The sequence below is a fragment of the Klebsiella sp. K5-45 genome, from assembly GCF_030128605.1.
Taxonomy (GTDB): Bacteria; Pseudomonadota; Gammaproteobacteria; order Enterobacterales; family Enterobacteriaceae; genus Klebsiella; species Klebsiella quasipneumoniae.
Genome location: NZ_JAKUZW010000008.1, coordinates 256,379 through 276,684 on the forward strand (window position 1 = coordinate 256,379; position 20,306 = coordinate 276,684).

Sequence of the window (20,306 nt, forward strand, 5' to 3'; positions counted from 1 at the left end):
CGGCGACAGAGTAAAGAGAGGGCCAGCGATGCTGGCCCTTCGTTTTACAGCATATTGCGGATGACGTAGTGCAAGATGCCGTCGTTGCGGTAGTAGGTGAGCTCGGTCGCCGTGTCGATACGGCACCGGCAGGCGATCACCTCCTGCGAGCCGTCAGCGCGGGTGAGGGTCACCGGCACCGTGGCGCCAGGCTGTAGCGACTGCAGATTACTGACATCAATCCGCTCTTCACCGGTCAACTGTAGCGTTTTACGGGTGACGCCCTGCGGGAACTCCAGCGGCAGAATACCCATCCCGATCAGGTTGGAGCGGTGAATACGTTCGAAGGACTCGGCGATCACCACCCGGATCCCCAGCAGGCGCGGCCCCTTCGCCGCCCAGTCGCGGCTGGAACCCGAGCCATACTCCTTACCGGCAATCACCGCCAGCGGTATCCCCTCGGCTTTATACAGCATCGCCGCATCGTATATCGCCACCGGTTCGCGGTCCGGCAGATGGCGGGTCATCCCCCCTTCCACCCCCGGCACCATTTCGTTGCGGATGCGGATATTGGCGAAGGTGCCGCGCATCATCACCTCATGGTTACCGCGACGGGAGCCGTAGGAGTTAAAGTCGCGCCGGGCAACCCCATGCTCCTGCAGATAGCGGCCTGCCGGACTATCGGCTTTGATGCTTCCTGCCGGCGAAATGTGGTCAGTAGTCACTGAATCGCCCAGCATGGCGAGGATCCGCGCGCCGTGAATATCCTCCACCGGCAGCGGCTCGACGCCCATCTCGTCAAAGAACGGCGACAGGCGAATGTAGGTCGAATCTTCCTGCCAGTCGTAGGTATCTGACGCCTCCACCTTGATCGCCCTCCACTCCTCAGTACCGGAAAACACTTCCGCGTACTCTTTGCGGAACATCTCCGTGGAGACCTGTTCCACCGCCCGGGCAATCTCCTCCCCGCTCGGCCAGATATCTTTCAGATAGACCGGCTCACCGTCGCTGCCCTGTCCCAGCGGCTCGCGGGTGAGATCGATGTTCATGTTCCCCGCCAGCGCGTAAGCGACCACCAGCGGCGGCGAGGCCAGCCAGTTGGTTTTCACCAGCGGGTGGATACGCCCTTCGAAGTTACGGTTGCCGGAGAGCACCGCCCCGACGGTGAGGTCGCCTTTTTTGATTGCTTCTTCAATCGGTTCCGGCAGCGGACCGGAGTTACCGATACAGGTGGTACAGCCATACCCCACCAGATTGAAGCCGAGCTGGTCGAGGTAAGGCGTCAGGCCAGCATGGGCCAGATAATCTGACACCACTTTCGAGCCAGGGGCCAGGGAAGCTTTCACCCACGGCTGCGGCTGCAGGCCGCGTTCGACGGCTTTTTTCGCCAGCAGGCCAGCGGCCATCAGTACGCTGGGGTTGGAGGTGTTGGTACAGGAAGTGATCGCCGCAATGGCCACCGCGCCATCCGGCAGCGAATAGTGATGCCCGTTCAGCGTATACGCCACCGGCTGGCGCTGACGCTGAAGGTGGTTAACCTCCAGTTCGCCGCTGGCGGCAAAGGCTTTCGGCACATCGCCGAGCGCCACGCGATCCTGCGGCCGCTTCGGCCCGGCGAGGCTCGCTTCAACGCTGCCCATATCCAGCGCCAGGGTACTGGTAAAGACCGGCTCATCGCCCGGCTGGCGCCACATGCCCTGCGCTTTGGCATAGGCTTCCACCAGCGCTACCTGTTCTTCGCTGCGTCCGCTGAGACGCATATAGCTGAGCGTCACGTCATCGATCGGGAAGAAACCGCAGGTGGCGCCATACTCTGGCGCCATATTGGCGATGGTGGCGCGATCGGCCAGGGGCAAGGTATCCAGACCGTCACCGTAGAACTCGACAAATTTTCCGACCACGCCGTGCTGGCGCAGCATCTGGGTGACCGTCAGCACCAGGTCAGTAGCGGTAATACCTTCGCGCAATTTGCCGCTGAGCTTAAAGCCGACCACGTCCGGGATCAGCATCGACACCGGCTGGCCGAGCATGGCGGCTTCCGCTTCAATCCCGCCCACGCCCCAGCCCAGCACGCCGAGCCCGTTAATCATGGTGGTATGGGAGTCGGTGCCCACCAGGGTATCCGGCCACGCCATCCACTTTCCGTTCACCTCTTCGCTCCACACCGCCCGTCCGAGATATTCCAGGTTGACCTGGTGGCAAATCCCGGTGCCCGGCGGCACCACGCTGAATCGGCTGAAGGCCTGCTGCCCCCAACGCAAAAATGCGTAGCGTTCGTGGTTCCGCTCCATTTCCAGGCGGACGTTGTCTTCGAAGGCCTCGTCGTCGCCGAAGCGGTCGACGGTCACCGAGTGGTCGATCACCAGGTCGACCGGCGAAAGCGGGTTCACCTTCGCGGTATCGCCGCCCAGGCGTTTCACCGCCTCGCGCATGGCGGCCAGATCCACTACCGCCGGCACGCCGGTAAAGTCCTGCATCAGGACGCGAGCCGGACGGTAGGCGATCTCCCGGTCGGCATGGGCCTTTTTCAGCCAACCGGCAAGGGCACGAATATCTTCTTCAGTTACCGAGTCACCGTCCTGCCAGCGCAACAGGTTCTCCATCAGCACCTTCAGCGACTTGGGCAGTCGACTGATATCGCCCAGCTGCTTCTCCGCCAGCGGCAGACTGTAGTAATGCCAGGTTTTCTCATTGACCTGCAGCGTGTCCTTACTGGCTTCTCGTAGGGTTGACGACATAGCTCCTCCTTTATCTCAGGGATGGCATACCCCGATTCTCCTCAGGGTCTCCATTAAAGATAACACATGCTGGGCATAACACTTTGATAACAACCCAAATTGCTAAATGCGATAGGACGGAGAGGGATAAAAAGGCAATTATCAGAGCGCAGAGGAAATAGCACCAAAATAGTGCAGAGGAGTCGTTTAAGCGATATTGTATTAGTACACGAGGACAAAAAAAGAGCTAATCATTGCCTGTTGGCTGATTAGCTCTTGTGATTGATTTCAGGTTGGATGAATCCCACGGCAAAATATATTCTCCCTGTATTGCCGGTCACTGATTTTATATTACAGTTTCCTTTCACTGTCATAAAAATGACATGTATCTACAACGATGACCTACAGCTTTAGCTGACAATCCAGATGTTGCAGATGGTGAGCGCGATGATACTCCAGAACATCGCCAGCCCTACCAACACTACGCCCCATACGCGACTACGCAGAACGGGATCGATTTCGGTTTTGTCATTTTCGTATGACATCGCCAGTTTCATGTAATCGAGATTACTTATCATATTGTCACCACCAATTGCTCAAATCATCAGGTACAGATAAATCTTAATTATGGATAAAAGATTAATCCAGCTAAATTAGGTCTGATGGAATATATTTAACCGGTTATTTGATCGCGGTGGGCATAATGACAAACGTGTTGCGAGAAATTATTAATTTTGTGATTGATTCGAGGTTTAAGTTGTTAAATAAAGACCATGCTAGTTAATGGCACTCCCCACAGGGAATGCCATTATTTTTTACAGGGTTATTTTTCCGGTAGTTTTATATCTTTGAACATCGCTTCAATATCTTCATTCGACCGCAAGGCCACCGCGGTATCCACCACATCCCGGGTCAAATGGGGTGCAAAACGTTGAATAAAATCATACATGTAGCTTCGTAAGAAAGTGCTACGGCGGAAGCCTATTTTAGTGGTGCTGTGGCTGAAGATACCGTTCGCATCCAGCTTCACCAGGTCCGGATCGGAGACCGGATCCACCGCCATACTGGCAATCACCCCTACCCCGAGTCCCAGGCGAACATAGGTTTTGATGACATCGGCATCGGTGGCGGTAAAGACAATGCGCGGCGTCAGGCCCGCACGGTTAAACGCGGTATCCAGTTCCGAACGGCCGGTGAAGCCAAAGGTATAGGTTACCAGCGGATACTGCGCCAGCTCTTCTATTGACACCGAGCCCCTGGAGGCCAGAGGATGCTCCGGCGTCACCACGATCGACCGGTTCCAGTGATAGCATGGCAGCATCACCAAATCGTCATACAGATGCAGCGCTTCAGTAGCAATAGCGAAGTCGGCGTTGCCTTTCGACACGGCTTCAGCGATCTGGGTTGGCGAACCCTGATGCATATGCAGCGACACCCGCGGATAGCGTTCAATAAAGCCCTTGATCACCCCCGGCAAGGCATAGCGCGCCTGGGTATGGGTGGTCGCCACATACAGCGACCCCTTGTCCGGCCAGGTATGCTCCCCGGCGACAGATTTGATGGCATCGACTTTCGACAACACCTCGCGGGCAATACGGATGATCTCCTGCCCGGCAGGGGTCACCTGAGTCAAATGCTTGCCGCTGCGGGCAAAGATCTGGATGCCGAGCTCATCTTCCAGCATACGCACCTGCTTACTGATGCCTGGCTGGGAGGTATAAAGCCCTTCGGCGGTGGATGAAACATTCAGGTTATGGTTAACCACCTCAACGATGTAGCGAAGCTGTTGTAGTTTCATGCTGATATCCGTTTGCGCGTAAAATGAAGCCGCTTAATACACTTTACGTTCAGGCAACTTGTCGCCTGTGAAGGCCAGGCCTCCCGGCAGTTGGCCATAGTGGCGCCGCAACGCATCCTGAAAGCGATGATGTATAAGACGTTTTAATAATAAAAAAGGCATTAACTATAACCACTATATCATTTATACCAACAGTGTATAGCCGGTAACGAAAAATAATATAGGTGGTTATAAGGGGGCGGAAAGCGCGGAGAGAAAGGAAAACGACACGGCAGAGGCATCCATGGCCCCTGCCGGCCGCCAGAGCAGGAAAAGCGCCCTTTTCCTGCCTGATAATGGTCAGTTACTTTTTAGCTTCCGTCCATTTGCCGTCGATAAAGAAGGCTGACCAGCCGGTCGCTTTGCCCTCTTTTTCGGACGCCACATACTGCTGCTTCGTTTTACGGCTAAAGCGCACCAGCGTTTTATTGCCTTCCGGATCCTGCTGCGGCGCATCGGCGAGATAACGCAGTTTTTCCGGCAGACGGTCGCGGAAGCGGTACAGCTCTTCCACCAGCGGCGCACGCGTTTCCCGTGATTTCGGGAAGGTGTTTGCCGCCAGGAAGACGCCCGCGGCCCCGTCACGCAGCACGAAATAGGCGTCAGACTTCTCGCACGGCAGCTCCGGGAGCGGCACCGGATCTTCCTTCGGCGGCGCCACTTCGCCATTGCGCAGGATCTTACGCGTATTCTTACACTCGTCGTTGGTACAAGCCATGTACTTCCCAAAACGCCCCATCTTCAGGTGCATCTCGGAGCCGCACTTCTCGCACTCCACTACCGGACCGTCATAGCCCTTGATGCGGAACTCGCCCTCTTCAATCTCATAGCCATCGCAGGTCGGGTTGTTACCGCAGACGTGCAGTTTACGCTTGGGATCGATAAGGTAGCTGTCCATCGCCGTACCGCACTTCTGGCAGCGGCGTTTGGCGCGCAGCGCGTTAGTTTCGGCGTCATCGCCTTCCAGCACGTTGAGGACTTCGTTTTCCGGCACCAGGTTAATGGTGGTTTTGCAGCGCTCTTTCGGCGACAGGGCATAGCCCGAACAGCCGAGGAAAACGCCGGTGCTGGCGGTACGGATGCCCATTTTACGGCCGCAGGTTGGACAGTCGATACTGGTGAGCACCATCGGGTTCGGCTGCATGCCGCCCTCTTCCGGATCTTTCTCCGCCGTCTCCAGCTGGGCGGTAAAATCGCCAAAGAAGTGGTTCAGCACTTCTTTCCACTCGGCCTGGTGGTTAGCCACCTGATCGAGACGATCTTCCATCTGCGCGGTGAAGTCGTAGTTCATTAAATCGCGGAAGTTCTCTTCCAGTCGGTCGGTGACGATCTCGCCCATTTTCTCCGCGTAGAAACGACGGTTTTCCACTCGCACGTAACCACGATCCTGAATGGTGGAGATAATCGAGGCATAGGTGGACGGACGACCGATACCGCGTTTTTCCAGCTCTTTAACCAGCGAGGCTTCGCTGAAGCGAGCCGGCGGTTTGGTAAAGTGCTGGGCAGGCGTCAGCTCGACCAGGCTCAGCTGGTCGCCCTGTTTGACCAGCGGCAGAGTCCGGTCCTCATCGCCCTTGCGCAGGGCCGGCATCACTTTGGTCCAGCCGTCAAAGCGTAAGGTACGACCGCGCGCTTTCAGTTTGTAATCGCCCGCCGCCACGGTCAGCGTCGTGGAGTCGTACTGCGCCGGCGTCATCTGACAGGCGACAAACTGGCGCCAGATCAGCTGATACAGCTTCTGCGCATCCGCTTCCATATCTTTCAGCGTTTCCGCCAGCACGTTCACATCAGACGGACGAATCGCTTCGTGTGCTTCTTGTGAGTTTTCTTTGCTGGCGTACTGATTCGCGCTTTCCGGCAGATATTTTTTACCAAACTTGTCGCTGATGTAGCCGCGAACCATGTTCAGCGCATCCTGACTCAGGTTGGTGGAGTCGGTACGCATATAGGTGATGTGCCCCGCCTCATAGAGGCGCTGAGCCATCATCATGGTCTTTTTCACGCCGAAGCCGAGACGGGTGCTGGCCGCCTGCTGCAGGGTGGAGGTGATGAACGGCGCGCCCGGCTTGCTGCTGGTCGGCTTGTCTTCCCGCTCCAGTACGCTGTAGCTGGCTTTTTCCAGTAGCGATACCGCCGCCATGGTCTCATCGCGGCTGACCGGACGGAACGGCTTATCGTCCTTATGGGTCACCTGCAGCGGCAGCGCGTCGCCGCCCGGCGTGGTGGTGCTGGCATCAACTTCCCAGTACTCTTCCGGGACGAATGCTTTGATTTCACGCTCACGCTCCACCACCAGGCGGACCGCGACGGACTGTACGCGCCCGGCAGAAAGACCACGGGCGATTTTTTTCCACAGCAGCGGCGAAACCATATAACCCACCACGCGGTCCATAAAGCGACGCGCCTGCTGGGCGTTAACCCGATCGATATTCAGTTCGCCCGGCTTTTCGAAAGCCTGACGAATGGCGTTTTTGGTGATCTCATTGAACACCACGCGGCTGTAACGCTGTTCATCGCCGCCGATAACTTCCCGCAGGTGCCAGGCAATGGCTTCCCCTTCGCGGTCAAGGTCGGTTGCGAGATAGATGTGGTCAGCTTTTTCCGCCAACTGTTTGAGTTCTGAAACTACCTTTTCTTTACCCGGAAGTACTTCATAGTGCGCATTCCAGTCATGCCATGGGTCCACGCCCATGCGGTTAACCAGAGCACCACGTTCGTCCTTTTTAGGCTTTTTAGCCCCTTTGGTGGCGGTAGAGTCGGTGCTCTTTTTGGAAGCTGATCCACTGGTCGGCAAATCGCGGATATGACCGACGCTGGATTTCACCACGTAGTCATTACCCAGATACTTATTGATCGTTTTGGCTTTTGCCGGGGACTCAACGATAACGAGAGCTTTACCCATATTCACCTTTACCTAATTTGATTCATCCAGGAATACATCGCACATTCATACACCCTCCACTGGCGACTGCCTCATATGTTGCGGCACCGTCGGTGAATATCAACCCAGAACACCTGTTTCATCTCCGTAAAACCAGGCGCTTGAGTTTACTGACCTTTTTTCGTCAGGTGACATAGCACGAAGAATTTTTGGCCGAATGTCAAGCAAATCTGTTGCCAGATCGCCGAAAGCGTCACACTGTACCTGATAAAATTCGTTACGCAACTTTATTAGCATGCAAAAGCGAATCACGCCAGTAAACGGCTGTTTCTCCACTGGTTACGATTACCCTTGTTTTGTCCATGGAAAATTTGCCCCGTGCCGCCGCGCGGCGTAAACTACGCGTGGAGAAAAAGAGGAGTCCGTTATGCAAGGTACAACCCAACCAATCGATCGCCAGACGCTGCTCGAAAAAGCCAACAAACTTATTCGCGAACATGAGGATACGTTAGCCGGTATCGAAGCTACCGACGTCGTTCAGCGCAACAATGTCCTGGTGTTTAGCGGTGAGTTTTATCTTGATGAGCAGGGTCTGCCGACGCCGAAGAGTACAGCGGTATTTAATATGTTTAAGTACCTCGCCCATGAGCTGTCGGACAAATATCACCTGGTCGATTAAGACCGGCGGAGATTAAGACCGCCCTAAATGAGAACGCGAGGCAGAGCCTCGCGTTTTATCATCTATATCAGCGGCTTCTGTCCGCGCTGCCACCAGCGCAGCAGCAGTCGATCGGCGCTCTCCGCCGCGCTACCGGTGAAGCGGTCGAGCATTTTCTTACGCTGTTGATAACGCACTCCGATAACCTCGTGGCTCTCCATGAGTCCCAGCAGCAGCTCATCACTGGTTTCAACCGCATCCACCAGCCCTTTTTCCAGCGCCTGTACCCCGTACCAGTGCTCGCCAGTGGCCACCTGCTCAATATCAAGGCCCGGGCGCATCCGCTGGACGAAATCCTTGAACAAATGGTGCGTCTCATTAAGGTCTTCGCGAAACTTGCGCCGTCCTTCTTCAGTGTTTTCACCCAGCATCGTGAGCGTTCGTTTGTACTGTCCGGCGGTATGCAGTTCGATATCAATATCTTTGTTCTTCAGGAAACGGTGCAGGTTTGGGATCTGCGCCACCACGCCAATAGAGCCGAGGATCGCAAACGGCGCCGAGACAATTTTGTTCGCCACGCAGGCCATCATATAGCCGCCGCTGGCCGCCACTTTGTCGACCGCCACCGTCAGCGGGATCTGTTTGTCGCGCAAGCGCTGCAGCTGCGATGCTGCAAGCCCGTAGCCGTGCACCACCCCGCCGGGGCTTTCCAGACGAATCACCACCTGATCGCGCGCTTTCGCCGCCGCCAGCACCGCGGTGATCTCTTCCCGCAGGCTGGTGACTTCATGAGCATCCATACTGCCTTTGAAATCCAGCACCCAGGCGCGCGGCTTGCCTTCCGGCTCGGTATTACCCAACTTCGCCCGCGCTTTCGCCGCCTTCGCCTCTTGTTTTTGCTTTTTCTTCTGCGACTTATGCCACTGCTTCTGCTGCGGGCCGTCCAGCAGGGCCACCGCCAGCGATTCCTTCATCTCTTTATAATGCTCGCTAAGATTCGTTACCCGCAGCTCACCGCGCTGTTTCTTGCGATGGGCCAGGTTGACGATAATAGCGGCAATCACCGCGATAGCGACGACAACGGTCGCGATCTTGGCTAAAAATAAGCCATATTGAGCAAGTAATTCCACGTTTTCACCTTGTGTAAAGCACTGACGTTGCTTCACAGTGTACATCAGCCCCTGGCGAGAAGTCTTTGTGCTTTGTGTCCTCTGCGCAGCGGATTCCGTTTTTTTAGGCGAGGCTGAAATCGTTGCAAGATATTAATTTTGTGAATACTTTCCGCTTCGCCGATTGCAATGGCGGGCGCTTTCAGGCATAACAGCGCAAAAGTGAGATACCAAAGATGAAGCGCGATCGAGAGCCGATCGCCAAAGGAGTCGCCGTGCATTATCAACCGCAACGCCACTTGCTGAAAGATCGCATCATTCTGGTCACCGGGGCCAGCGATGGAATTGGTCGTGAAGCGGCCCTGACCTACGCCCGCTACAGCGCCAGCGTTATCCTGCTGGGTCGCAACGACGACAAACTGCGCGCCGTCGCCGAGGAGATTGAGCGTGAGGGCGGTATTCCTCCCCGCTGGTTTACTCTCGACCTGCTCACCTGCACGCCGCAGGCTTGCCAGCAGCTGGCGCAGCAGATCAGCATCCACTATCCCCGCCTTGACGGCGTGCTGCACAATGCTGGCTTGCTCGGCGACATCTGCCCGATGGATGAACAGAAACCGGAGGTCTGGCAGCAGGTGATGCAGGTGAACGTCAATGGCACCTTTATGCTGACCCAGGCGCTTCTTCCTTTATTACTCCGTTCCGAATCTGGTTCGCTGGTCTTTACCTCATCCAGCGTCGGTCGTCAGGGTCGCGCCAACTGGGGCGCCTATGCCGTCTCCAAATTCGCCACCGAAGGGATGATGCAGGTGCTGGCCGACGAGTACCAAAGCCGCCACCTGCGGGTGAACTGTATCAACCCCGGCGGCACCCGCACCGGCATGCGCGCCAGCGCGTTCCCGACGGAAGATCCGCTGAAACTGAAAACCCCCGCTGACATTATGCCCGTCTATCTGTGGCTGATGGGCGACGACAGTCGTCGCAAGACGGGAATGACCTTCGACGCCCAACCGGGGCGTAAACCAGGAATTGCCCAATGAGTGATGAACGCTACCGCGAACGCCAGCAGCGGCTGAAAGATAAAGTGGATGCCCGGGTGGCGGCGGCCCAGGACGAGCGCGGCATTGTGATGGTCTTTACCGGCAACGGCAAAGGAAAAACTACCGCCGCCTTTGGCACCGCGACCCGCGCCGTCGGCCACGGCAAAAAAGTCGGCGTGATCCAGTTTATCAAGGGGACCTGGCCTAACGGCGAGCGTAATCTGCTGGAGCCCCACGGCGTCGAATTTCAGGTGATGGCGACAGGCTTTACCTGGAACACTCAGGACCGCGACAGCGACACCGCCGCCTGTCTGGCGGTTTGGGAACATGCCCGCCGTATGCTTGCCGACGACCAGCTCGATCTGGTGCTGCTGGACGAGCTGACCTATATGGTGGCCTACGATTACCTGCCGCTGGAGGCGGTGCTGAGCGCTCTGCGTGAGCGTCCTGCCCACCAGTCGGTGATCATCACCGGCCGCGGCTGTCATCGCGATATTATTGAAATGGCGGATACCGTCAGCGAGCTGCGCCCGGTGAAACATGCCTTTGATGCCGGCATTAAAGCGCAGATGGGGATTGACTACTGAGGACCGGATACGGCGAAAGGAAGTCCGCGTTCCGGCGCAAAACCACCGGAACGCGCAACATTAACCGTTGGTCTTATTGCGGGTACTGGAACGGCGGTTGCTGTTATTACCCTGGCGCGGGTTAGCGCTGGTCTGGCTGTGACGCTTCACCGCCCGGCGGATCTGATTGGCTTTCAACCGGCGACGATCTTTTTCAACGGCGACCTTGGAGCTGGTTTCCGGAGTAAGTTCCACCAGTTCGCGCAGGTAGTTGGTCTGCGCCAGGTCCAGCTCGGTATAGCCGCCGCGCGGCAGGCCTTTCGGCAGCAGAATATCGCCATAGCGTACGCGGATCAGGCGGCTGACCTGCACGCCGACCGCTTCCCACAGACGACGCACTTCGCGGTTACGCCCTTCGGTCAGGGTGACGTTGTACCACTGGTTAATCCCTTCACCGCCGGTGAATTTGATGGTTTTAAACGCCGCCGGGCCATCTTCTAACTGTACGCCGCGCGACAGCTGGCGCAGCTTATCTTCATCTACCTGGCCGAAAACGCGAACGGCGTACTCACGCTCGACTTCACGGCTCGGGTGCATCAGGCGGTTTGCCAGTTCGCCGTCGGTGGTGAACAGCAACAGGCCACAGGTGTTGACGTCCAGACGACCAACGGCAATCCAGCGCGCGCCGCGCAGTTTAGGCAGACGATCGAACACCGTCGGGCGTCCTTCCGGATCGTTACGGGTGCACAGTTCGCCTTCCGGCTTGTAGTACGCCAGCACGCGGCAGATCTGCTCGGCGGACTCTTTCACCGAGATCAGATGGCCATCGATACGAATTTTTAAACCGGGGACGATTTCCACACGGTCGCCGAGGGTGGCGATTTTGCCGTCGACGCTGACGCGGCCAGCTTCGATTTTCGCTTCAATTTCACGGCGGGAGCCGTGGCCGGCGCGGGCCAGCACTTTTTGCAGTTTCTCGCTCATTGAGCTTCCTTAAGGTGTCGCCTTCCCAGGCGTCTGGTATGCTTTATGAAACAATGAGGCCTGTATCAGCAACTCATTGTTACGTATATACTTTTTACGTAAAGTCTCGCCGGCATGCGCAAAACATTCGCCGCGAGCCCGTATTCGTGGCCGAACATACTACACTAACTTCGCCGGGAAAGCTTCTGTTCGCCACACCGCGCCTTTAGTATGGAACAGATTTTCCTTATTCACCTGTCTACCCTCACCTGTGTTGGTCTTAGTCGGACAGAGAGCGCCTCCCTGCGCTACGCCTGCTCTTGCGCGACGGCAGAGCGCTGGGCGAGCAGCCAGTCACGAAAACAGCGGTTGGCAGGGGCCAGCAGCGCGGTCTCGTGGTAAACCAGATGATAGGCCAGCGGACAGGCGATGGGCTGCGCCAGAGGATTCACCAGCCGCCCCTGCGTCAGCGCAGGCGCTATGAATGAACGTCGCAGTAAAGCCATCCCCATACCGGCTAATGCCGCCTCCGTTACGCCGTTGCAATCAGTGAACACCGGGCCACGGCGCGCGCGGTGCGCTTCCAGCCCCACGGCCTCGCACCACAGCGCCCAGTCCTCACGATGTTCATCGTGCAGCAGCGGATACTCTAGCAGATCGCTGGCATCGGCGAGGGTCTGGTGCGGAGCAATCAGCTGCGGACTACAGACCGGCATCAGATCGTCATCCAGCAGACGATAAGCCTGCAGTTCCGGCCAGCCCCCGACGCCATGCCGCACGGCAAAATCGATCTCTTCGCTCAGCAAATCCACTCGCCGGTTGGTGGTGCCGATCAGGATCTCTATCTGTGGATAGCGCTGTTCAAAATCAGCCAGCCGCGGCAGCAGCCATTGAATAGCAAAGCCGCTGGTACAACTGACAGTCACTTTTTCCGGCCCCGGGGGCACCTGCAGACGCCGGGTGGCGGCAGCTATCTGATGAAACGCGGGCTGCACGGCCCGGAGGTAGATCTCCCCCAACTCCGTTAACTGTAACCGTCGGGGGGTACGGATAAATAGCGGGACATTCAGCGCCTCCTCCAGGCGGGCAATCTGCTGGCTGACAGCGCTGGGTGTGACGCAAAGTTCACTGGCGGCCAGCTTCAGGCTGAGTAGCCGCGCCGCCGCCTCAAAACAGCGCAACGCATTCAGCGGCGGGAGTTTCATGGCTATAGAACCTCAGTTAAGAAAAACTTAATCATGTAAGCATAACGCGTTTGTCGGCCATTGCACGAGAGCTCTACAGTTAGCTTCCTTACCGTTCACAAGGAGTCAATCATGCGTGTTATCGACTGTGGTCGCCTGCTGCTGCTTGCCGCCCTCTGGGGTGCCAGCTTTCTGTTTATGCGCATCACCACCCCGGCTTTCGGCGCGGTAAACAGCGCCTTTCTGCGCGTGCTGTTCGCCGCCGTCGCTTTAGGGTTGCTGGCCGGCGCGCGCGGAAAATGGGGCGGGTATGAGGGTAAATTCATCGCCACTCTGAAGCTGGGGGTCATCAATTCCGGCCTCCCTTTTCTGATGTACTGCCTTGCCGCGCAATGGCTACCGGCAGGGTACTCCGCCACGCTCAACGCCACGGCGCCGATGATGGGGGTGCTGATTGGCGCACTCTGCTTTGCGGAACCGCTGACCCTGCGCAAAGGCGCTGGCGCGGCGCTGGGCGCTATTGGCGTGGCGGTGATCGCGCGCCCGACTACCGGCCTCGGCGCCGCCCAGCTGCTGCCGGGCGTCGGCGCCTGTCTGACCGCCACCGCCTGCTATGGCCTGGCCGGCTTTCTGACCCGCCGCTGGATCCAACAGCGCGGCGGCCTCGAAGCGGAGCGCGTCGCGTTGGGCAGCCAAATCGGCGCCACGCTGTTTTTATGCCCCTTCTTTCTCTGGTCCTGCGGGCATGGGCTGGCTGTGGACTGGGGTCAGGGCCTGCCGTGGATGGCAATGCTTATGCTGGGTGTCGTCTGCACGGCGGCAGGGTATATCCTCTATTTCCGCCTGATCGCTGATATTGGACCGCTGCGTTCACTGTCCGTGACCTTTTTGATCCCGCCTTTTGCGGTGCTGTGGGGCTATCTTTTTCTTGGAGAGATTGTGGAGAGTGGGTTAATTCTCGGCGCGCTGCTGGTCTGCGTGGCGCTGTGGATGATGGTCGTGCCGTCGGGGAGAAAAGAGAGGGTACCAGGCGGCGCATGAGGCACCGCCCGGCAGGTAGTGTCAGAGAAACGGCCTCACGTCGCCCACGCCTTCGCGCAGCACCACCGGGGTATCTTCCGTCAGGTCGATAACCGTGGTCGGCTGCTGCCCCAGGAAACCGCCGTGGATAATGAGGTCCACGACTTTCTCCAGACGATCTTTGATCTCTTCCGGGTCGGATTCGGTAAAGTCGCTGCCGGGCAGCATCAGCGAGGTAGAGAGCATCGGTTCGCCTAAGGTCTCAAGCAACGCCTGAGCGATGGGGTTGGACGGGACGCGCATACCTATAGTTTTACGCTTCTCCTGCAGCAGCCGGCGCGGTACCTCTTTCGTTCCTTTGAGGATAAAGGTGTAGTTGCCCGGCGTATTGTTTTTCATCAGGCGAAACGCCACGTTGTCCACAAAGGCGTAGGTTGACAGTTCGGACAGGTCGCGGCACATCAGGGTGAAGTTGTGGCCGTCCGGCAGCTGACGGATGCGGCAGATCCGCTCCATCGCGCCCTTGTCTTCAATTTTGCAGCCCAGCGCGTAGCCGGAGTCGGTAGGATATACGATCACCCCGCCCTTACGCACAATCTCCACCGCCTGGTTAATCAACCGCGCCTGCGGGTTATCCGGATGGATATAAAAAAACTGGCTCATACTTCCCTCTCAATTTTTATTCGGTGGCCGCTTCCCAGCTGTGCCAGACGCCTTCCACGCCGGCAGGGAGCCAGAGCTTACGGCCAAGTTCGATCCACGCGCAGGGCTGATGGAAATCGGAACCCTGCGACGCCAGAAGACCAAACTGCACGGCCAGGGCGGCCAGCTGGGCGCGTTCATGGGGCGCCTGCTGACACTGGGCCACTTCCATGGCATCACCGCCCTGCTCGCTGAAGTGGGCCAACAGCCGCTTAAGCCACTTGGCGGAAAGATCGTAACGCCCGGGATGGGCTATCACCGCCTTACCGCCAGAATGATGAATGACATCAATTGCTTGTTTTATTGTACACCACTGCGGCGGCACGTAACCGGTTTTCCCGCGGGCAAGGTATTTTTTGAAGACCTCCGCCATGTTCTTCGCGTGGCCGGCCTCCACCAGAAAACGGGCAAAATGGCCGCGGGTGACGGCGCCACCGTCCGCCAGCCGCAGCGCCCCTTCCCAGGCGCCGGGGATGCGCGCCTTCTCCAGACGCTCGGCAATCATCTGGCCGCGCTGCTGGCGCCGCGCTTTCTGCTCCTCCAGCAGGGCGGTCATCGCAGGGTGCGCAATATCAATATTGAGACCCACAATATGAATCTCGTGATTCTCCCAGAGGGTGGAAATCTCGACGCCGTTCACCAGGGTCAAGGGTAATCCGGCGCGGGCGATCTCCTCCCGGGCCGCGGGGATCGCCGCCACGCTGTCATGGTCGGTGATCGCCAGCGTGCCTACGCGCATTTCATGGGCGCGATGGACCAGTTCCTGCGGAGTCAGCCGCCCGTCAGAGGCGGTGGTATGGCTGTGCAGATCGTAAATCACTGCGTATTGGCTGTCGCTCAAAAGGACTCCTGCTGGACATCAACGTAAATAAGCGCATTATCATACCGACAGGCAGAGAAAATCTGCAAACAAGGGTTGACTTTATTCCATTGAACTAGTTAACTAGTACGCAAGTTCACATGAAGGGGTATCACGATGAAAATGCACTTTATCACTCTGCACAGCTGGTGGCGCACCTCCTGATAACGGGCGGCGTGATCGCGTTTTGCATTCAGCATACAGATACCCGGCCCGCCAATGAGCGGGCTTTTTATTGGACAAAAATAATACGAACAGGCGAGAACAATAATGCAAACATCCAAACCGGCACTCGAGCTTCTCACCAGCGACGCCATCTACCGGGAGAACCCGACGGCGTTATTCCACCAACTGTGCGGCGCCCGTCCGGCCACGCTGCTGCTGGAATCGGCTGACATCGACAGCAAAGATGACTTAAAAAGCCTGCTGCTGGTGGACAGCGCGCTGCGCATCACCGCTCTTGGTGACACTGTCACCATTCAGGCCCTCTCCGCCAACGGCGCCGCGCTGCTGGAGCTGCTGGACGGCGCGCTGCCCTCCGGGATCGCCAATCAGCGCCAGCCCAACGGCCGGATCCTGACCTTCCCGGCGGTCAGTTCCCTGCTCGATGAAGACGCCCGCCTCTGCTCGCTGTCAGTGTTTGACGCCTTCCGTCTGCTGCAGGAGCTGGTGACCGTCCCTGCCAACGAGCGTGAAGCGATGTTCTTCGGCGGCCTGTTCGCCTATGACCTGGTGGCCGGCTTTGAAGATCTGCCGCCCCTGCAGAGCGACACCGCCTGCCCGGACTACTGCTTCTATCTGGCGGAGACCCTGCTGGTCATCGACCATCAGACCAAGCATACCCGCATCCAGGCGAGCCTGTTCACGCCGCTGGAGAGTGAAAAACAGCGCCTGGAGCAGCGCCTGAGCCAGCTGCGCCAGCAGCTGAACGAGCCGCCGGCGCCGCTGCCGGTCACTACCGTGGCCGAAATGCGCTGCGACGTTGACCAGAGCGATGAAGAGTACGGCGCGGTGGTGCGCAAAATGCAGCGCGCGATCCGCGCCGGGGAAATCTTCCAGGTGGTCCCTTCCCGCCGCTTCTCGCTGCCCTGCCCGTCGCCGCTGGCCGCGTATGATGTGCTGAAGAAGAGCAACCCCAGCCCGTATATGTTCTTTATGCAGGACAACGATTTCACCCTGTTCGGCGCCTCGCCGGAAAGCTCGCTGAAGTACGATGCCGTCAGCCGTCAGATTGAGATCTACCCCATCGCCGGCACCCGGCCGCGCGGCCGCCGCGCCGACGGTTCGCTGGATCGCGATCTCGACAGCCGTATCGAACTGGAAATGCGTACCGATCACAAAGAGCTTTCCGAGCACCTGATGCTGGTGGACCTGGCGCGCAACGATCTGGCCCGCATCTGTACCCCGGGCAGCCGCTATGTCGCCGATTTAACCAAGGTTGACCGTTACTCCTTCGTGATGCATCTGGTCTCCCGGGTGGTGGGTGAACTGCGTCAGGATCTCGATGTGCTGCACGCTTACCGCGCCTGCATGAACATGGGCACTCTCAGCGGCGCGCCGAAGGTTCGCGCCATGCAGCTGATTGCCGCCGCCGAAGGTAAACGACGCGGCAGCTACGGCGGCGCGGTGGGCTATTTCACTGCCCACGGCGACCTCGACACCTGCATCGTCATCCGTTCCGCCTACGTGCAGGAGGGTATCGCTACCGTCCAGGCCGGAGCCGGCATTGTGCTCGACTCGGTTCCCCAGTCGGAAGCGGATGAGACCCGAAATAAAGCCCGCGCGGTGCTGCGCGCCATTGCCCAGGCCCATCACGCGAAGGAGATTTTCTGATGGCTGACATTCTGCTGCTCGATAATATCGATTCTTTCACCTATAACCTGGCAGACCAGCTGCGCGCCAACGGCCATAACGTGGTGATTTACCGTAACTCCGTTCCGGCGCAGGCGCTGATTGAGCGTCTGGGCACCATGGACAATCCGGTGCTGATGCTCTCCCCTGGCCCGGGTACGCCAAGCGAAGCCGGCTGCATGCCGGAATTGCTGACCCGCATGCGGGGCAAGCTGCCGATCATCGGCATCTGCCTCGGCCACCAGGCCATTGTCGAAGCCTACGGCGGCTATGTCGGCCAGGCGGGCGAGATCCTTCACGGTAAAGCCTCCAGCATTGAGCACGACGGCCAGGCGATGTTTGCCGGTCTGGCTAACCCGCTGCCGGTGGCGCGCTACCACTCGCTGGTCGGCAGCAATATTCCTGCCGGGCTGACGATTAACGCCAATTTCAATGGCATGGTGATGGCGGTGCGTCACGATGCGGATCGGGTGTGCGGCTTCCAGTTCCACCCGGAATCGATCCTCACCACCCAGGGCGCGCGACTGCTGGAGCAGACCCTGGCCTGGGCGCTGCAGAAGCTGGAGCATACCAACACCCTCCAGCCGATCCTTGAGAAGCTGTACCAGGCGGAAACCCTGAGCCAGCAGGAGAGCCACCAGCTGTTCTCCGCCGTCGTGCGCGGCGAAGTGAAGCCTGAACAGCTGGCCGCCGCGCTGGTCAGTATGAAAGTGCGCGGCGAGCAGCCGCAGGAAATTGCCGGCGCCGCCACCGCGCTGCTGGAAAACGCCGCGCCGTTCCCGCGCCCGGACTACCTGTTTGCCGACATCGTCGGCACCGGTGGCGACGGCAGCAACAGCATTAATATCTCCACCGCCAGCGCGTTTGTCGCCGCTGCCTGTGGATTGAAAGTGGCGAAGCACGGCAACCGCAGCGTTTCCAGTAAATCAGGCTCTTCTGACCTGCTGGCGGCCTTCGGCATTAATCTCGATATGAACGCTGATAAATCCCGCGCGGCGCTCGATGAGCTGGGCGTCTGCTTCCTGTTCGCGCCGAAGTACCACACCGGTTTCCGCCACGCGATGCCAGTCCGTCAGCAGCTGAAGACCCGTACTCTGTTTAACGTGCTGGGCCCGCTGATCAACCCGGCGCATCCGCCGCTGGCGCTGATTGGCGTCTACAGCCCGGAACTGGTGTTGCCGATTGCGGAAACCTTGCGCGTACTCGGTTATCAGCGCGCTGCCGTGGTGCACAGCGGCGGGATGGATGAAGTCTCGCTGCATGCGCCCACGGTGGTCGCCGAGCTGCATAACGGGGAAATTAAAAGCTATCAGCTGACCGCCGACGATTTCGGCCTGACGCCTTACCATCAGGCGCAGCTGGCGGGCGGCACGCCGGAAGAAAACCGTGACATTCTGACGCGCTTGCTACAAGGTAAAGGTGAAGCCGCTCACGAAGCCGCCGTCGCCGCCAACGTCGCCATGTTGATGCGTTTACACGGGCATGAAGATCTGAAAGCTAACGCTCAGCAGGTACTGGATGTGCTGCACAGCGGCGCGGCCTATGACAGAGTGACCGCCTTAGCGGCAAGAGGGTAAAGAATGCAGACCGTTTTAGCAAAAATCGTTGCCGACAAAGCGATTTGGGTGGAAGCCCGCAAACAACAACAACCGTTAGCCAGTTTTCAGAATGAGGTCGTCCCGACGCAGCGCAATTTCTATGACGCGCTGGCCGGCACCCGCACCGCGTTTATTCTCGAGTGCAAAAAGGCTTCGCCGTCGAAGGGGTTGATTCGCGAAGATTTCGATCCGGCGGCGATCGCCAGCATCTACAAACACTACGCCTCGGCGATCTCGGTGCTGTGTGATGAGAAATATTTCCAGGGCAGCTTCGATTTTCTGCCGATTGTCAGCAAGGTCGCGCCGCAGCCGATCCTGTGTAAGGACTTCACCATCGACCCTTACCAGATCTACCTGGCGCGCTACTATCAGGCCGACGCCTGCCTGCTGATGCTGTCGGTGCTCGACGATGAACAGTATCGTCAGCTCTCGGCGGTGGCTCACAGCCTGAATATGGGCGTGCTCACCGAAGTCAGCAATGATGAGGAGCTGGAGCGCGCCATCGCCCTGAAGGCGAAGGTGGTGGGCATCAACAACCGCGACCTGCGCGATATGTCGATTGACCTCAACCGCACCCGTCAGCTGGCGGCGCGTCTCGGCCCGGATGTCACGGTGATCAGCGAATCCGGCATCCATACCTATGCCGAAGTGCGTGAGCTGAGCCACTTCGCCAATGGCTTCCTGATCGGCTCCGCCCTGATGGAGCAGGCGGATCTGGAAGCGGCGGTCAAGCGCGTGCTGCTCGGCGAGAACAAAGTGTGCGGCCTGACGCGCCCGCAGGATGCGCAGGTGGCCTGGGAGTCTGGCGCCATCTACGGTGGGCTGATCTTCGTCCCGACCTCGCCGCGGGCGGTAAATGACGCCCAGGCTAAAGCGGTGATCGCCGCCGCGCCGCTGCAGTACGTCGGCGTCTTCCGCAATGCGCCGCTGGATGAGGTGGTCGCCCGCGCCCAGGCCCTGGAGCTGGCCGCCGTACAGCTGCACGGTGATGAAGACCAGGCCTATATCGACGCGCTGCGCGACGCCCTCGCGGATAGCGTCCGCATCTGGAAAGCGCTGAGCGTTGGCGAAACCTTGCCGTCCCGTACACTCCGCCATGTCGATAAGTATCTGCTCGACAACGGCCAGGGCGGCAGCGGCCAGCGTTTTGACTGGAGCCTGCTGCAGGGCCAGGACCTGCGCAACGTCATGCTGGCTGGCGGCCTCGGCGCCGATAACTGTGTGGAAGCGGCCAAAAGCGGCTGTGCCGGACTCGATTTCAATTCAGGCGTAGAGTCGCAACCCGGGATTAAAGACGCCAGCAAGCTGGCCTCCGTTTTCCAGACGCTGCGCGCATATTAAGGAG

16 protein-coding genes and 1 other annotated feature are annotated in these 20,306 nt (G+C 58.6%); of the genes, 7 read left to right on the plus strand and 9 right to left on the minus strand.

Going from position 1 to position 20,306, the window contains the following annotated elements:
• Nucleotides 1-44: 44 nt before the first annotated feature.
• The 4 genes from acnA to topA form a co-directional block, all read right to left on the minus strand.
• Nucleotides 45-2,717: an aconitate hydratase AcnA gene (acnA, locus tag MKS11_RS18495; protein WP_004203876.1), complete on the minus strand. Its 2,673-nt coding sequence runs from the start codon at nt 2,715-2,717 to the stop codon at nt 45-47.
• A gap of 389 nt (nt 2,718-3,106) precedes the next feature.
• Nucleotides 3,107-3,274: a YmiA family putative membrane protein gene (locus MKS11_RS18500; RefSeq protein WP_017898677.1), complete on the minus strand. Its 168-nt coding sequence runs from the start codon at nt 3,272-3,274 to the stop codon at nt 3,107-3,109.
• A 245-nt stretch (nt 3,275-3,519) separates the two neighbouring features.
• Nucleotides 3,520-4,494 (minus strand): HTH-type transcriptional regulator CysB, encoded by a 975-nt coding sequence (gene cysB / locus MKS11_RS18505; RefSeq protein WP_004203875.1) that lies wholly within the window; start codon nt 4,492-4,494, stop codon nt 3,520-3,522.
• Nucleotides 4,495-4,837: 343 nt separating this feature from the next.
• Nucleotides 4,838-7,435, minus strand: a complete 2,598-nt coding sequence (gene topA / locus MKS11_RS18510; protein WP_043521232.1) for a type I DNA topoisomerase — start codon at nt 7,433-7,435, stop codon at nt 4,838-4,840.
• Nucleotides 7,436-7,841: 406 nt separating this feature from the next.
• On the opposite strand from topA, the gene MKS11_RS18515 reads away from it, so the two are divergent.
• Nucleotides 7,842-8,093: a YciN family protein gene (locus MKS11_RS18515; protein WP_002901761.1), complete on the plus strand. Its 252-nt coding sequence runs from the start codon at nt 7,842-7,844 to the stop codon at nt 8,091-8,093.
• Between the two features lie 62 nt (nt 8,094-8,155).
• Here MKS11_RS18515 and sohB read toward each other — a convergent pair whose 3' ends face one another.
• On the minus strand, nt 8,156-9,202 hold the full coding sequence (gene sohB, locus MKS11_RS18520) for a protease SohB (protein WP_032455874.1): 1,047 nt from the start codon (nt 9,200-9,202) through the stop codon (nt 8,156-8,158).
• Nucleotides 9,203-9,456: 254 nt separating this feature from the next.
• Here sohB and MKS11_RS18525 point away from each other — a divergent pair, with 254 nt between their 5' ends.
• Both MKS11_RS18525 and cobO read left to right on the plus strand, forming a co-directional pair.
• Entirely contained in the window at nt 9,457-10,218 is a 762-nt protein-coding gene (locus MKS11_RS18525) for a YciK family oxidoreductase (RefSeq protein ID WP_004203872.1), read from the plus strand.
• Nucleotides 10,215-10,805 (plus strand): cob(I)yrinic acid a,c-diamide adenosyltransferase, encoded by a 591-nt coding sequence (gene cobO / locus MKS11_RS18530; RefSeq protein ID WP_004203871.1) that lies wholly within the window; start codon nt 10,215-10,217, stop codon nt 10,803-10,805. Before MKS11_RS18525 ends, cobO begins: the two co-directional genes overlap by 4 nt.
• A gap of 60 nt (nt 10,806-10,865) precedes the next feature.
• Here cobO and rluB read toward each other — a convergent pair whose 3' ends face one another.
• Both rluB and gcvA read right to left on the minus strand, forming a co-directional pair.
• Nucleotides 10,866-11,768: a 23S rRNA pseudouridine(2605) synthase RluB gene (gene rluB / locus MKS11_RS18535; protein WP_004203870.1), complete on the minus strand. Its 903-nt coding sequence runs from the start codon at nt 11,766-11,768 to the stop codon at nt 10,866-10,868.
• A 287-nt stretch (nt 11,769-12,055) separates the two neighbouring features.
• Nucleotides 12,056-12,952: a transcriptional regulator GcvA gene (gene gcvA / locus MKS11_RS18540; protein ID WP_043521236.1), complete on the minus strand. Its 897-nt coding sequence runs from the start codon at nt 12,950-12,952 to the stop codon at nt 12,056-12,058.
• A 111-nt stretch (nt 12,953-13,063) separates the two neighbouring features.
• On the opposite strand from gcvA, the gene MKS11_RS18545 reads away from it, so the two are divergent.
• Nucleotides 13,064-13,972 (plus strand): DMT family transporter, encoded by a 909-nt coding sequence (locus MKS11_RS18545; protein ID WP_004203867.1) that lies wholly within the window; start codon nt 13,064-13,066, stop codon nt 13,970-13,972.
• 21 nt (nt 13,973-13,993) lie between these two features.
• On the opposite strand, the gene MKS11_RS18550 is transcribed toward MKS11_RS18545, so the two are convergent.
• Entirely contained in the window at nt 13,994-14,614 is a 621-nt protein-coding gene (locus tag MKS11_RS18550; protein WP_002901738.1) for an L-threonylcarbamoyladenylate synthase, read from the minus strand.
• Nucleotides 14,615-14,630: 16 nt separating this feature from the next.
• The gene (gene rnm / locus MKS11_RS18555) at nt 14,631-15,494 is read right to left on the minus strand and encodes an RNase RNM (RefSeq protein WP_004203866.1); all 864 of its coding nucleotides are present in this window, start codon (nt 15,492-15,494) and stop codon (nt 14,631-14,633) included.
• A 159-nt stretch (nt 15,495-15,653) separates the two neighbouring features.
• Nucleotides 15,654-15,749: a sequence feature (Trp leader region), on the plus strand.
• A gap of 33 nt (nt 15,750-15,782) precedes the next feature.
• On the opposite strand from rnm, the gene MKS11_RS18560 reads away from it, so the two are divergent.
• The 3 genes from MKS11_RS18560 to trpCF are packed head-to-tail and all read left to right on the plus strand — an operon-like array spanning nt 15,783 to nt 20,302.
• Nucleotides 15,783-17,345 (plus strand): anthranilate synthase component 1, encoded by a 1,563-nt coding sequence (locus MKS11_RS18560; protein WP_004203864.1) that lies wholly within the window; start codon nt 15,783-15,785, stop codon nt 17,343-17,345.
• Nucleotides 17,345-18,940, plus strand: coding sequence for a bifunctional anthranilate synthase glutamate amidotransferase component TrpG/anthranilate phosphoribosyltransferase TrpD (gene trpD / locus MKS11_RS18565; RefSeq protein ID WP_004148109.1), 1,596 nt, complete (start codon nt 17,345-17,347; stop codon nt 18,938-18,940). The genes MKS11_RS18560 and trpD overlap by 1 nt, the downstream gene beginning before the upstream one ends.
• A 3-nt stretch (nt 18,941-18,943) precedes the next feature.
• The gene (gene trpCF, locus MKS11_RS18570; RefSeq protein WP_004203862.1) at nt 18,944-20,302 is read left to right on the plus strand and encodes a bifunctional indole-3-glycerol-phosphate synthase TrpC/phosphoribosylanthranilate isomerase TrpF; all 1,359 of its coding nucleotides are present in this window, start codon (nt 18,944-18,946) and stop codon (nt 20,300-20,302) included.
• Nucleotides 20,303-20,306: the final 4 nt, after the last annotated feature.